This window comes from Pseudoalteromonas sp. MMG010, assembly GCF_018100905.1.
Taxonomy (GTDB): Bacteria; Pseudomonadota; Gammaproteobacteria; order Enterobacterales; family Alteromonadaceae; genus Pseudoalteromonas.
On record NZ_JAGJEG010000001.1, the window covers coordinates 35,014 to 50,297 of the forward strand.

At 37.0% G+C, this 15,284-nt stretch carries 8 protein-coding genes; 1 reads left to right on the forward strand and 7 read right to left on the reverse strand.

Going from position 1 to position 15,284, the window contains the following annotated elements:
* Positions 1–30: 30 nt before the first annotated feature.
* Genes J8L70_RS00210 through J8L70_RS00220 form a run of 3 tightly spaced genes read right to left on the reverse strand, consistent with a single transcriptional unit; the run spans position 31 to position 6,297 of the window.
* The gene (locus J8L70_RS00210; RefSeq protein WP_211053463.1) at positions 31–915 is read right to left on the reverse strand and encodes a peptidylprolyl isomerase; all 885 of its coding nucleotides are present in this window, start codon (positions 913–915) and stop codon (positions 31–33) included.
* A 28-nt stretch (positions 916–943) separates the two neighbouring features.
* Complete coding sequence (locus tag J8L70_RS00215) at positions 944–4,621, reverse strand: translocation/assembly module TamB domain-containing protein (RefSeq protein ID WP_211053464.1); 3,678 nt, start codon at positions 4,619–4,621, stop codon at positions 944–946.
* Positions 4,621–6,297 (reverse strand): autotransporter assembly complex family protein, encoded by a 1,677-nt coding sequence (locus J8L70_RS00220; RefSeq protein WP_211053983.1) that lies wholly within the window; start codon positions 6,295–6,297, stop codon positions 4,621–4,623. The genes J8L70_RS00215 and J8L70_RS00220 overlap by 1 nt, the downstream gene beginning before the upstream one ends.
* Before the next feature lie 262 nt (positions 6,298–6,559).
* Here J8L70_RS00220 and J8L70_RS00225 point away from each other — a divergent pair, with 262 nt between their 5' ends.
* Positions 6,560–6,895 (forward strand): ribonuclease E inhibitor RraB, encoded by a 336-nt coding sequence (locus J8L70_RS00225; protein ID WP_211053465.1) that lies wholly within the window; start codon positions 6,560–6,562, stop codon positions 6,893–6,895.
* 19 nt (positions 6,896–6,914) lie between these two features.
* On the opposite strand, the gene J8L70_RS00230 is transcribed toward J8L70_RS00225, so the two are convergent.
* The 4 genes from J8L70_RS00230 to J8L70_RS00245 form a co-directional block, all read right to left on the reverse strand.
* On the reverse strand, positions 6,915–8,666 hold the full coding sequence (locus tag J8L70_RS00230; RefSeq protein WP_211053466.1) for a DEAD/DEAH box helicase: 1,752 nt from the start codon (positions 8,664–8,666) through the stop codon (positions 6,915–6,917).
* Between the two features lie 82 nt (positions 8,667–8,748).
* On the reverse strand, positions 8,749–9,624 hold the full coding sequence (locus J8L70_RS00235) for a class I SAM-dependent methyltransferase (RefSeq protein ID WP_211053467.1): 876 nt from the start codon (positions 9,622–9,624) through the stop codon (positions 8,749–8,751).
* A gap of 72 nt (positions 9,625–9,696) precedes the next feature.
* Complete coding sequence (locus J8L70_RS00240; RefSeq protein WP_211053468.1) at positions 9,697–12,315, reverse strand: TonB-dependent receptor; 2,619 nt, start codon at positions 12,313–12,315, stop codon at positions 9,697–9,699.
* A 588-nt stretch (positions 12,316–12,903) separates the two neighbouring features.
* The gene (locus tag J8L70_RS00245; protein ID WP_211053469.1) at positions 12,904–15,258 is read right to left on the reverse strand and encodes a DNA polymerase II; all 2,355 of its coding nucleotides are present in this window, start codon (positions 15,256–15,258) and stop codon (positions 12,904–12,906) included.
* Positions 15,259–15,284: the final 26 nt, after the last annotated feature.

Consider the following 15,284-nt stretch of genomic DNA (forward strand, 5'->3'; position numbering starts at 1 on the left):
AAAAAAGGAACATAGGTTCCTTTTTTAAATTTATTGTACGCGTTGAGTTGGTATAGGCACCGCACATACATCAATATAATTATGTTGATATACAAACCATTCTTCATAACGATTTTTACGTGCTTGTATTAATGCTTTAAATGCTGAAGAATCTGTTTTTAATACCCTAAACACACTGTTATCTGAGGGAATATCACTTAGTATTTGTACTTTTTCTATTGGGTTAACGGTTTGATTATTAACCACATCTCGCTGTAACCGATTAAAGTGTTGCATCCCTTCAAGGACTCGGCCAAACACCGTTATATTTTTGTCTAAATAACGTGGCCCCTGCCCAATGGTGACATAAAACTGCGTACTCGCACTGTTAATATTATTATCTCGTGCCATTGCAAAAACACCGTTACAATGCACTTGCCATGTTTGTGTACCTTGCTTATTTTGTGCTATAGCAAAACTATTTAAAAACCCTGTTTGAGGAGCATACCCATCCCCGCCTATTTCTGTGATTTTAAGTGGACTTGTGCTTGTTAAGTAAAATTCAGCAGGGATTGTTTTATTGGCTGTTTTTATATTTTTAATGCCCGTCGCATCTCCTCCTTGCGCTACAAACCCCTCAACAACACGATACATGTTTGTGCCTTCATAAAATCCCTCTCTAGCTAAGGCCTTAATTTGCTGAACGTGCTGGGGGGCTAATAATGGATTAAGCTGAATGTACGCAGCCCCCGTTGGTAGCGTAATTTTTACGATATCGTCAGAGCGAACACGTTGCCACTGCGACTGTGGTGCATTTTTTATAATATCGTGAGTACTTAATCGTGTATGTTTGTTTACTTGCTCTGGTTGACTAAAACTGACAGAGCAACCACTGAGTAATACAACTATAACAACGATGGCGTAGCGTAAATTCATGCATTATCTCTTTTTATAAATGAAAGTATTAATTCCAGTCAAATTTATACAGTATGTCTAAATTTTGATTTAGGCCGCTGGTCGCTTCTATATAAAGCTGCGAAAGTAATTGATAACGCACTGCAACTTCACTTAATGAGTCAAATACACCCACGCTGTATTTCACTTGTAAGCTAGGCGCAATATAACCTGATATTTCAACTTTAGTGCTATCTCCCGACCCCGATGAACTTAAACTAACATCAGATAAACCAATTGTTTCGCCAACTTTTGATACCACGCCTTCACTTCGGCTTACTCCTTGTGAAAGTAACAGTTGAGTCAGCATTTCACTTTTTGAAGAGCTTTCACCTTCGCCTAACGGTTGGCCATTAAGTAAATATGCTAAAGCTTGAGCCTGATCCATAGCCGGCTCAGAAAAGACGGTTAACGTTGGCTCTTCTACATTTCCGGTTAAGGTAATACCGGCAATAACATCATCAGCTGTATTATCTGGGTTTCTGATTGCTTTTATATTTAAATACGGTTGTTCAATTGAACCACTAAACCCGACCTGCCCTGTACTAATCACTAAATCTTGTCCAAAGGCTAGGTATGTTCCATTGACTAAATTAAGCTCACCAGTTGCTAAAATAGGCGTACCTTGTGCCATTTTAATCGCTAAGTCACCTTCTACATTTGACTCTAAGCCAAATGACTCAACTTTAACGTCATTTTTTACAATGACCTTTAAATCAACCTTATAATCAAATGGAACAGCGTCTTCTTTTTCGCTTGATTGATCGATGATCACAGCATCATCACTCATTTGCACGGCACCTTCTGGCAATTCTTCAATCATAATACGGCCATAAGGAACCACAACTTGCCCAGCAAGCGTTAATGCGTTGTTAGCCACGCCAATGTTAAGATCGGGTGAGACTTTAAAATCAACCCCTTGCTGCGCACGAACAAAAAATTGCTCGCCTAACACAGCCACATTGATAACGGGCTGAGCATTACGCCAATCAATATCACCCGATAGTTCAACACTCCCTCCGACTTGATCGTTTAATTGCCCTGTTAACGTGGCCGTTGTTTGATCAAAAGCAATATTAATATTTGATTGCTGTAAGCTAATCGGTAGCGTTTCGCCTGTTAAGCCTATGTCAGCAATGCTTAATTGCCCATTAATTAAAGGCTCTTTCACCGAACCCGATAGCGCTATTGCGCTATTAATATTCCCTGTAAATTGCTCAAAGCCATCTATAAAAGGTTGTAAATTGGCAAGTAAAACCTTGTCTATCGTAATATCTCCGCTTAAGTTTTGCTGAGCTTGGATATCACTTATGTTTACATCGGCATTTAATTCACCAAGTACACTTGAGGCTAACCGAGCAGTTAATTGCCCAGTTGTTGCATCTGCACTGGCAGTGATATCAAGTGTTTCGATAGGTAATTTAATACGTTTTTCTTGTGAAATGAGTGTCGCAGATATATCGCTAGAACTAATATGCGTGTTTAAAGTATTAAGTGCTCCAGCGTGCCATTTAACCAAAGCATCAGCGGTTATAGCTCCTTTGGTTTTAATATTTCTTGGTAATAGGTGCTGTAGTTCTTTAAGTGCTAAATTATTTAGCGTCGCTTTAAGTTGCCCTTGGTTATTAATTTGCGCTAACTTATCGATACATAAGCGGCTATCATTTGTTGCCCAACAGTGGGCACTAACATCAAAATCGCCGGTTTTAGAGTTAAACATCACGGCTATATTTTCATTGTTCGCGATTTTTACTTTGCTATCATTTACCGTTAAGTTGGTAATTTCACCTAACCATTTAGTGTCTTCGATGCCACCGTTAAGGGCTAAGTTGAGTTCGCCACTATGCGCATCAAGCGCAACATTTAATTGATGCTTTGTTTTATTACCCATTGCATCAACTGTAATACTTTTAATAACCTGATCCGCAACGTTAACTGCACCCGTTTTTACCGATAACTGGGTTTGCCAGTTAGTCGCACTATCAAGCTGTCCTTTTATCGCTACATCCTGCACGCTAGTATCATTAAAGTTGGCATGATGTACCATAAAATCAAGAGCAACAGCAGGTGTTAAACGCTCTCCCGTTACTTCAAAGTGACCATTACCTTGTGCAATAACAGGTAAATTAGCCTGTTTATCTGCTTGTAATACTAACTCACCAGCTAATTGCCAGCGCTCATCCACTTGACCACTTATATTTAATTTACTATCACCACTGATCAAGTAAAAGCTATCTATGTTTGCTTTAAAATTATTATCAATACTTAAATTTGATGCTAACTGCAAAGGGATTTGATTAACTGTACCAACGAGTTCAGTGTTGCTCATTTGTAATTGCCAATCGGTATTTTGGGCATTAAATGTACCGTTAAACTCTCCAGACAAATCGCTGGTTACTGCTTGAGTTAAATATTGGGCTTTTAGGTTATTAAGTGCACCGTTAAAGCTTACATCAATGGCGTTTTGCCAATTTACTTTAGCTGATATCGTTGCTTGGCTATCTTTTGCTTTTATATTAAAGGTATTAAGCTGTGCTTGCGTTAACCCGCCTGTTAACTGAGTGTTTAGTGTAACTTGTGGGTAATCATCTAATTGACTATGCGCGACGATATTTAAATTGTAATCATCGGCATTACCAGTAGCAGATAAAGCCACATCTTCTATTTTTAATATTTGTGCAGAACGATTAATCGACCAACTATTTATTTCTCCCTTTAATTCAAAAGGGTAATTAACTTTTTGTAAATTGGTGTGGCCTGTTAACGTTAACGGGTATTGTCCTTGGGTAGTTAACTCTAAATTTAAATCAGACAAACTCCCATTAAGTGCGAGTTGCAGTTGATTTTCATTGTTTTGCACATCAATATTTGCAGTAAGTGGTAAATTATCAGCTAACGTCCCGTTAAAGTGAGTGCTTAGTTGCCACTGTTGATAATGCGCAGCTAACTGCTGCACATTTACTTGAGCGCCTTTTACCTGAGCTTGTATAGCAATGTTTTTAACAGTATAACTTTGCTCGTTTTGTAAAATAGTCGTATTCGCAATTCTAAATTGCTCTATGACGACATCTAAAGGTGAAACAAAATTGATGTTAGGTAAAGCGGGCAATTTTGACAAAATAGCGGAGCTGCTTGGCTGTTTGCTGGGCGTTTGTTGCTTTAATTTAATGCTGATATCAGGAATTAATAAACGCTTTAACCTAAGCTCACTTTCGTGCAATTTAGCCGTTAAATTAAAGTTTTTAACACTGACATCGGCACTTTCATGATTTAACTCAAAACGATTAATCGCGACATTTTTTATCGCAATATTAAAAGGTAACTGTATTTTTTCAAGAGGTGCAGTTACGGTGTCATCGCTCGTTTGTGCTGTTTTAGGCAATGTTAACGCAATAGATTGAGCACTTAAATTATCTATACACAGGCCATCACACTGCAAAAAATAAAGATTTAGCTTTAGTTGCTGAGCGTTAAAATCAATTCCATTATTACGATACGTTATATTAAATTCGTCATTATAAATAAAACGACCATTTTTAAGTTCAATGTGTAAGCCTGCCACTAAGTTATTTGCACTGTATGCTATAAATTGATTACCGGGCGCGGTAAATAATAAGCAAAAAACAGTGGTGACTAATAACAATACGATGGTCGCTAACGTAGCGCCAATTTTTTTAAATAATGACATTAGATTTCTGGCCCTATGGTAATACTTAATCGTGTACTTTTACTTTCTTTGGTTACACCCCAAGCATGATCAATCCTTACGGGCCCCACTGGCGTGATATAACGTAAGCCAAAACCAGCACCGACTTCATAATCATCAGAAAAATCATTGGTGGCTGTCCCCGAGTCTATAAATAATGCAGCACGCCAATTAGTGGCAAACTGATAATTATATTCAAGGGTATTAGTGAACATATATTTACCACCTATCGCGTCACCGTCGTCATCTTTTGGTGAGATAGATTGATAGGCAAAGCCACGGACACTTTGATCGCCACCGGCATAAAAACGCAAAGAATAAGGAACATTACTAATATCGTTAACTAACATGGCACCTAAACTGGCTTTTGCAAAGAACATATGACGCTGTGCGTATGTATTTAACCATGCATACTTAAGTTGCACTCTGAGAATGTTAGTCGAAGAGAAAACATCATCTAAACCAAACTCAGCAGATACTAACCACTGCTCCCCTTCATAAGGTGTTGCACCGCCTTTAGCTTGCTTACGTGCGTAAGAAATACCAGGCATTAACATTTCAGTATTTTGCTCTTCGTCATCGCCTATCCGATAAACTTCTTCATCTCGGCGAATAAATGCTGTGCGTACCCAATTATCTTGTGTTAACCACTGACGTTGTAATTGTGCTGTTAATATTTCACTGTACACGCCTTCAGTTAATTCATCTTCTAACTTATAACCACCATTTAAGCGCCATAAGTCATTATTAGGATCATCAACCGGCACAGTGTATGACATTGAAATATCTTGCTGTTTTTGAGATATATTTAAATTACTTTCTAAAAAATGGCCATCTTGTGTGATCCAAGGTTTAGTCCATTTAAAGCGAACCTTTGGCCCTAAGTCAGTGTTAAACCCTCCACCAATTTCAAAACTGTTATCAGGTTTATGAACAACGTCAAGCTCGACGGGAACTTGTCCATTTTTTCTCGCTGCAATATCGGCATAAACACGCACACTGGAAAAATAAGGCATACTCGATAATGCTAAATTATAGTCTGAGATAAGGGTGGCTTTATAAGGCTGTGCTTTTGAAAATGGAGAAATTGAACGAATATAAGCATCGGCAGGCGTATCACTGGCAATATTTATTTCGCCAAAGGCATAACGTACGCCAGAATCGATTACAAATGTAACATCTGCAGTATTATTTTTAACCGAAATGGCTAATTCTCGGGTAGGCCAATTGGCATCAAAATAGCCTAGATTTAATAATTGTGAGGCTATTTTTTTATGCGCAGACTCGTAAGCGCCATGATTTAATACATCACCTTGTTTTATTTTTATATCTTTAATTACATTGAGTATGGCTTCATCATTTTTTGCATCACCATTTATTTTAATATTAACCGCTTTAATATGAGTTGCAGGGCCTAGATTTATATTAACGATTAAATCATTTGAATCACGCTCGTAATTCACTTCAACATCAGCGTTATAATAGCCTAACGCTTTAACACTTTCTAAAACCTGTTGTTGGGCATAACGACGAACCGTAGGATTAGGTTTTTCACCCACTAATTGTTTAAGGTAGAGCGAAACATTGTTTTTTAAGTCTCCACTGACACCGTCAATTTCAATATTTTTAATAAGTTTACTTTGAGCATAACTATGCATCGCTAAAAATAAACACACAACATAGAAAACATTTAAAATCTGTTTAAACAAGTAAATACCCTTACACCTAGCGCTAGAATCATATTTTTATCATACCGATTATTCTATCATAGCCATAATGAGCGACACATTAACTTAATGACTTAAATCATCCATAGTGATTGATATAAAATCCCAGTCTTTAAAAAATTAGTACGTGTTTAAGCTAGATTTTAGTTACAATAGGCAATATAAACGCAAATTAATTTTAAATGAGTATTTAATGCAATTCCCTGATGATGATAATGGTCAATTACTAGCTGAAATAGCACAAGCTGGTGTCGATTTAACACAAATGCACCAAATAGACTTTTACATATTATTCGAACAACAAGATGATGCAAAAAAGTTTGCTAAAGACATTGTTTTAGATGCTTTAGTACAGCATGCCGAAGTTGAAAAATGTAAAGATACTGGTGTGTGGGAAGTGATCACACAAGTAAAAATGGTACCTCAGCACACTTTATTAGGGCAAGCTGAGCAATATCTTGAAAGCATCGCTAATAATGCAAATGGCTATGGTGACGGCTGGGGCTTAATGGAGCCACAAGACACTTAAAATGCTTTATCAGTTAAGTCTACTGACTTAACTGATTTGCCTTTCTGAAGCGACCTGTATAATCAAATAACTTATCGGCTATTTTCCATCCATACTTTTTATTTTTCCTAGCAATAACAAAGTCTGGTGCTATTAATTGATATTGTTGTGCAATAACCTCCTCTGCACTAGAAAATGTCATCGGTGCTTGCCCTTGGGCTACCCGCTTGCCAAAATGTTTATTAAATACAAACTGCCCACCTTTGCTAGCTAAATTATACACCTCATCGCAACTGGTTCCATCTTCATCAAAGTAGCTTATTTTTATCAGCTCATCTTTTAGATGTGTCACATTTAACCCACTGCAGCGAAGTACTAATGCATCTTTTAAGTTAAGTGCGTTACGAAGCTTGTCATCAGGGTCGGCCATCACACCCCCACACTCATGACACTGACGTGCAGCGATATCATTTTGTGCGCCGCATTGTTCACACTCTTTAAACCTGAAGCGATAGTCGCATTGAATTTGCTCTGCATCCTCCTCCCCAAGTAAACCTTGGCAGCGCCTGCCAAAATGTTCTATCACTTTGTTATTAGAATCAGTTTTCCCCCAAAATGTATTTGCAAACCCGCAACCAGGACATAACACTTGTACGGGTTCGTTATCACTATCGCCTTTTTTAACACCGACCTCAGGGTGAAATAGATCAAATCCATTTGCGGCATAGTCGATTACTAAACACTCTTTTTTGCCGGGGCTTAACCTTAAACCACGCCCCACTATTTGTTGATACAAACTCACTGACTCAGTCGGGCGCAAAATAGCAATGAAATCAACATGTGGGGCATCGAAGCCTGTGGTTAATACCGATATATTTACCAAGAACTTAATTTTTTTTTCTTTAAACTGCGCAATTATATTATCGCGTTCGTGGTTTTTTGTATCACCTGTAATTAATGCACTGTTTGCTGCAGGCAAGTAACTTAAAACCTCTTGTGCATGCATCACCGTCGCCGCAAAAATCATGACCCCTTGTCGCTGCTTACTGTTGTCAATAACATGCGCTAAAATTGCTTTTGTAGCACGCTGACTACTTTTAAGTAATGTATTCAAATCAGCAGTCGTGTATTGACCGAAAGCATTGGTATTCAAAGATGAAAAATCATAATGGCTTATTGCCACATCCATTTCGTTAGGTGGAGTTAAAAAGTTATTTTTTATCATGTATCTAAGTGGCAGTTCAAATATACATTTTTTAAAAGAGCTATCATCACTGCCTTTAACAAAGCCATGATAATGATGATGGTAAATCCACCCCAATCCTAAACGGTAAGGAGTCGCTGTTAAGCCTAAAATTTTTAATTGCGGATTATGCTTTTTTAGAGCATTAATAACTTTTGCGTACTGACTTTTATCATCACCATTAACACGATGACATTCATCAATAATTAGCAGCGAATAATGCTCATTTAATTGTTCTAAATTGCGAGACAGGGATTGAACGCTAGCAAAGGTCACTTGATTACTTAATGATTTTTCTTTGAGGCCTGCTGAAAATATACTTGCCTCTAAACCAAAGCTTTTATATTTTTGCGCGTTTTGCTCAACCAATTCTTTAACATGTGCAAGCACGAGAATTTTTTGCTTCGCAATGCGCGCAAGTTCAGCAATTACGAGGCTTTTCCCCGCTCCTGTCGGTAATACAATAACAGCAGGATCATTGGTTTGCCTAAAATGTAAAACGGTACGTTCAACCGCTTCTTGCTGGTAGGGTCTGAGTATGTAAGACATGCTTATAACAGTAAAAACTTAATGTTAAATAATAACAAAATAGTACACTAATTTACTATAATTTAATTAACTATAGCTCACTCTACTTGCGCCCTTTATACAAAGTTCCTATTTTTTCTTTATTATTATCAATTAAATACGTTTTCTCTACATTTTGACAATGTAACAATAATAACTCATGTACACATGCACTATTTTGGGCTGCATGTTGTAGATCATTTAGACGATAAATAAGGCCTTCTAACTCTTGTTTGAACAAAGAAAAAGCTTTATTTAAATCTATTTTTCGGTTTTTTAGTAGAAAAGAAAAAAACGCGGGCATTTGTGTCGCATTAATCGCCAAAGCATGAATTGTTTTTTCTTCTATTAATAAGTCATCAATAACAGCTACTTTTGATTGAATATCCGCTTCATCGCTTGTTGCTAATATTGTACTAACAAGGCTTTGCAAAGGCGTTAAAAAATTATTTTTTACTCTTAATGCTGATTCTAAAATTTGAATATTTGGCAACACAATGTCAGAGTTCACATCATGGCAAATTAATTGAAATTGCCCCCCGCTTGTTAAAACCCTAAACAACTCATTTATACTTAAGGTAATGTCGCTATACTCTAATGCAAATTGCGAAATAACAGCATCAAATTCATTATCTTTAAATGGCATTTTTTCTGCTTTAATATTAGAAATGAATTGCCCTTTAATTGTTTCACTGACATTTTTATTTATTGTCGCGCTATCAATACCTACAAATTGATATTCTGCTTTAGAGCCTGTTTGAATAAGTTCTATTAACGCTCCATTTCCCGTACCAATATCAAGAATACGACTATTTTTTTCTAGCGTATCAGTAAATTCAAGCCAACAGTTTTTAAGTAAACCAGTATAGTTACGTTTTATATCTTGGCCAAAAGAAGTAATAAAACCTTGTGACCAATACTCACTCCAATAATCTTTCATATAACCTCTAACAATAAAAAAGGGCTGAATAAATTCAGCCCTTCATCATTAATATTCTAAGTTAATTAAAGCTTAGAAACTAATCGTGTAGTTTAAGCGGTAATCACGACCGAAGTTATTGTAAAGGTCTTGGTTATCCCACGTACCTGATGAAGAAAGAACTGGGTCTTCATCAGTTAAGTTACTTACTGTAAATGTTACTGCACCGTAAGCACCAGCGTTGTAGCTGTATGTTAAGTTATGGATTAACCAGCTATCAAGGTCACCTGATTGCTCGTAGTAACCGTCACCGTCAGTATCAACTTCAACTTCTGAAGTACTTGCTGTGTAAGTAGAGTTCCAAGAAACTGTATGGTCATCTAATGTCCAAGAAAGTGTTGCTACAGACTTAAGATCTGGTTGACCAGACCAACCAGCTGTATCTTGTACTACACCACCAACTTCTGAATCGTAAGACAATGTTACACTGTTTACATTCTTGAAGCGGAAATCACCAAAACCTGTTTCAAGGTTTGCAGCAACAGTGAAATCGAAACCTTCAATCTCAAAACCAGCACCATTGAAGTAAGAAGTACCTGCTTCAATAAGCGTACCTGAAGCAGCACGTTTTAGGTAGAATGTTTCATTAGATGTATCTGCATCAACACCAACAGCGGTAATTAGACCTGCTGATTCGTCAGATAAAAGACCTTGTAAAGACTTAGATTGAATTACGTTATCAATTGATAACTGGAAGTAATCTAATTTAAGGTTTAAGTTATCGTTTACATCCCATGCAACACCTAAGTTGATGTAATCTGAAGTTTCAGCTTCTAGATCAGCGTTTGCAGTGTAGTAAGTATCATACTGACGTGAAGTTGTTGAACCATTAGCGTAATCAATTGCTGATTCAGCAGAGAATGTACGAGCAGCATTTAATAAATCAAGGCCTGGAGCACGGAATGATTCAGAGTATGAACCACGAATAACTACGCCTTCAGCTACTTCCCAACGTGCAGATACAGCTGGAGCAACGTTATCACCAAAATCTGAGTAGTCATCGTAACGTGCTTTAATGTTTAATTCGAATGTTTCAGTAATTGGTAATACTGATTCGAAGAAAACAGCAGTTACATCGCGCTCACCCATTGAAGAGTTACCCGCTGAACCACCAACTAAACCAGCTTCAGACTGACCGTCGTATATATCTGCATAAGTTTGTTCAAAGTATTCAACACCAACGTAATGAGCTACAGTGCCACCAGGAAGTTCGAATAAATCAAAGCCGATACCACCAAAGAATTGGTCAAATGTAGATGATGAGCTCTGTAAAGTAGTTGCTTTCATGTTAGCAATACCTTCATCAGAACCAAGATCAATATCATTTTGTTCGTTGTATGCTAAACCGCTGTAAGAAAGGTAGTACTCACCAACAGATTTGTTATCTGCTTTGTTATGGTGATAGTAAACTTCCCAAGATGCGTTATTCCAATCTAAATCACCACGTAAACCCGCAGTTAAATCTTGGTTGTAATCGTCAACATTACCGTCACGAGTACCGATACCTACCCAACGGAATAAACCGTATGCACCGTCTTCACCGTATGGGTTATGCTCATTATCTGCAGACATGTCAGTCCATGCTGCAGCAGGTGGAGCATAACGACCGAATGAAGAGTTTTGTACAAACATAGTTTGTGCGAAGAATTCAACGCTTTCGCTTAGTTCATAGTTAGCACTTACATATAAAGTGTTACGGTCGATTGAAGCAGTGTTGTATGCAACATTTGCATATGCATACATACAGTATTCAGAACCTGGGCCCCAATCTTCGTTCGCATCAACACGGCGGAAAGTATCTTCACCGTATTCAGCAATTAAATCATCACATAATAAAGATGCAGAAGCTGTTGAGAAATCAGGAGACAGTACAGTAGCACCGTAGTAAGACCAACCAATAGTATCAGCAGTGTATGCTTCGATATCGCCATCATTATCTAAATCACCAATTTGTGCTTTAGTGTAATCACGGTCAGCATCTGAAATGCCTTCACGAGTTTGGTGATCGAAAGAGAAAGTAATATTACCTTTATCGCTAGAAACACCACCAACTACAGAAAATTCAGTTGAAGTAGTTCCTTCGTCTTGGTCACGGTGACCCGCACCAATATTGAAAGTTAAACCTTCAAAGTTATCTTTTAAGATAACGTTAACAACACCAGCCATTGCATCAGAACCATAGATAGAAGATGCACCTTCTGTCATGATATCGATACGCTCTACCGCTGCCATAGGAATAGCATTAAGGTTAGCAGAAGCACCACCTAAAGTAGGTGAACCTGGGAAACGACGACCATTTAGAAGAACTAAAGTACGACGAGAACCAGCACCACGAAGGTTAATAGTTGCTTGAGATTGCGCTGAACTACCTGAACGCTCAGAGAAAGAACCGAAAGAGTTTAAAGAGCTTGAACGAAGTGCATCAGCTACAGTGTAATCACCTTCAAGTTTAATGTCAGCTGAAGTGATAGATACTACTGGTGAAGCGCCTTCAAGGTCAGTACGTTTGATGCGTGAACCAGTTACTTGGATACGTTCAACTTTTTCTGCGCCTTCTTCTGCTGCAAATGAACTAGCTGAGAAAGCAGCTGTTGATGCTGCACCAAAAGCGATCGCTAAGCGAACTGCTTTTGAAACTTTATTATTTAACATTTGATTCTCCCTGGAATACATTGTTATTAGTTATAATTATCAGTTATGGCGAAATAATTTGTTACTAAACGACATAACCGTGTGATGAATAATAATACCTCTGCAACAAAAAGGTCAACAGACAATTAACTTTCATCCACCTTATTTTACACTTTATATAACAACAAATCGGTTAACTGACACAACAAGCGCACAAAAAACAAAATAAACCATTGATTTATATGGCGTTAATTAAAAATGAAAAAAGTTCAAAAAAAAATAAAAAAATTAGCAAATTAGAGCATTTAATCTAATTAAGTACTTAGTTTATGGTTAAAATTAACACTAATCGACTTATCTACCTTAATAACTACCTAGTTTTAGCGAATATTATCCCTGCCTAGCAGCATGTTTACAGTGACATAAATAACATGTGTTAATAAGGCGTAACGAAAATAGATTGTATTTACACTCAAAACTTAATAATTGATTAGATTTTTCTTATTAAGGCGGTGAAATTAGATTATTTAATTTTTTTAAATGTATAATATCGATTACACACATATAAATACCCTAAAACACGCCTATTATCACAGTTTTATGTAAGTATTATAAAAAACTTAATTGTGTGCCTTGAATATCTACATCTTGTAATTCAAGGGTTTCAAATATCATTTGAGCAATGGGTGTGAGTTGCTTTTCGATGTAAATTGGGTAATGAAGAGTGTTATCGCCTGTCGCTATTTCAGCGCCATCGAGGGTATATACATACTCAATAACTTGCCCTCTTTGTACATCAAAATGTGGGTTGATTGCTTGGTATTTTTTGATTGCTTGTACATGAGGAGGAATATTTTTTATATAATCATGTAAATGCTGGCCTAGCCGCTTTTTATATATTAACTTTTTATCAAACTCTCCTTTGTAAAGCGCAGAGGTGTAATGTTTCAAAATAGGAAAAATATCTGTAGGTTTAAAATCTAATTTAAACAATGTCGTAAATAACTCTTTTTGAAATTCTTGTGCAAATACAGTCCAATCACTACGAACGGTTTCCATTCCCTTAAATATTAGTTGCGCCTTGTCATTTTTAATTACCTGACCAACATAACGTTTTTTAGAGCCCGTTTTTTTACCTCTGATCGTTGGCATAAAAAATGGGCTGTAGTGAGTTTCAAATTCTAGCTCTAAGTAACTGATTAAATTAAAACGCTGTTTTATGTTTTCTTGCCACTGACTATTAATTGTTTTTGCTAGTACATTACCTATTTCATTACACTGCTCAGCATCGAGTTCATCATCTACTTTAATAAAAGTAGAGTCGGTATCACCATATATTACCTCATACCCCATTTCTTCTATCCATTTTCGGGTTGTTTGCATTATTTCGTGCCCACGTAATGTAATAGAACTTGAAAGCCTAGGATCGTAAAATTTGCATCCTTTTGAACCCAAAACACCATACAAACTATTCATTATTATTTTAATTGCTTGAGATAGCATAGGTTGATGTGTGTCTTTTGCTTTTTGCCGGGTATCAGTTAAATGCTGAATAAGTTTAGGTAAGTGGTGATGAGTACGTGAAAAAAATGCATTATTAAATCCTGGTATCGCCTCTTCTGAGTTATTTAGTCCGTTAATTAAGCCTAATGGGTCTATACAAAATGTACGCATTATTGAAGGATATAAGCTCTTAAAGTCGAGCACTAAAATATTTTTATATAAACCAGGAGTCGAGTCCATAACATAGCCCCCTGGGCTTTCAAATGACAAGCCATGATCGCCTAAATTTGGAGCTACATAACCACTTCTATGTAATAAGGGTAAATATAGGTTGGTAAATGCAGCAACCGAACCTCCCATTTTTTCCAGCTCTAACGCTGTTAACTGTGTCCGTACTACGGCAAATTCAAATAAGTTAAGCTTTGCAAAAATACGATTGACTAAAATGCAGTCTTGTCGGTTATATTCAGCTAAAGCAAGTTTATCTTGATTAAACTGACGAATAATTTCATTAAGCCTATTATCACTTTGAATTAACTTACTTTCGCCTAATATTTCTTGTGCAACATTCGCTAATGAATAACTTTCAAAACGATAAGTTGCATTTTTAAGCATATCAATGCCGTCTATCACACACCGACCCGGTAAAATAAGCCGAGTAAAGTGCCCTGTTCGTATGTTTAGTGGCTGCTTATCTCGTCCAAAGTTTAGCGTTAGTCCTAATGCCTGCGCCCGTGCGTTAATAACATTAAAGTCAAACTCAATAACATTCCATCCTACAATAACATCAGGGTCACTTTGGCAAAGGTAATAACTTAACTTTTGTAGTAAGTTAATTTCGTCATAACACCAATCAATGTTCAGTGCATTATGTACCGTTTGGGGTTCCCCAATCATCATCACAACATCTAGACCATGACCGACTAAAGCAATTGAAAATAGTACCCCTTGTGCATCACATTCAATATCTAAAGAAACAGAGCTCAAGCTGGGGGTGTAATCGCTATTTGCCTTTAATTTTGCTTGTGTGATTAATGTATAGCCTGTTTTATGCTCTACTTTTCCACTAACCCACACACCGCCTTTAATAAAACGCTCCATTAAAAAGCGATCACTGTGACGTATGTCACCTTCAAATACCGTCACTTTATTGTCAAATAATTGTTTGGCTTGGTAAAAGCTGTGATTGTTCTTAAAATAGCAACCGGTGCATACCTCACCACCAAAATGGCGCAGTGCTAGTGGCTTAAATTCAACGGTGATATTAGCTTGCTGACATAATTTTTGTGCTAATAATTGTGCTGATTGTGGGATAAAAAAAACAGCACTTTCATTTTCAATTAACACTTTTATCGGACCATTCTCACTGCTAAGCCAATAGCACAGCGTGATACCATGTCCATATTTAGCTTGGTACTGTTGGCGCGATAAAATAAAGCCTTGATAGATTGCTTGTGTCAATGTGAGATCCCACTTAATATATACAC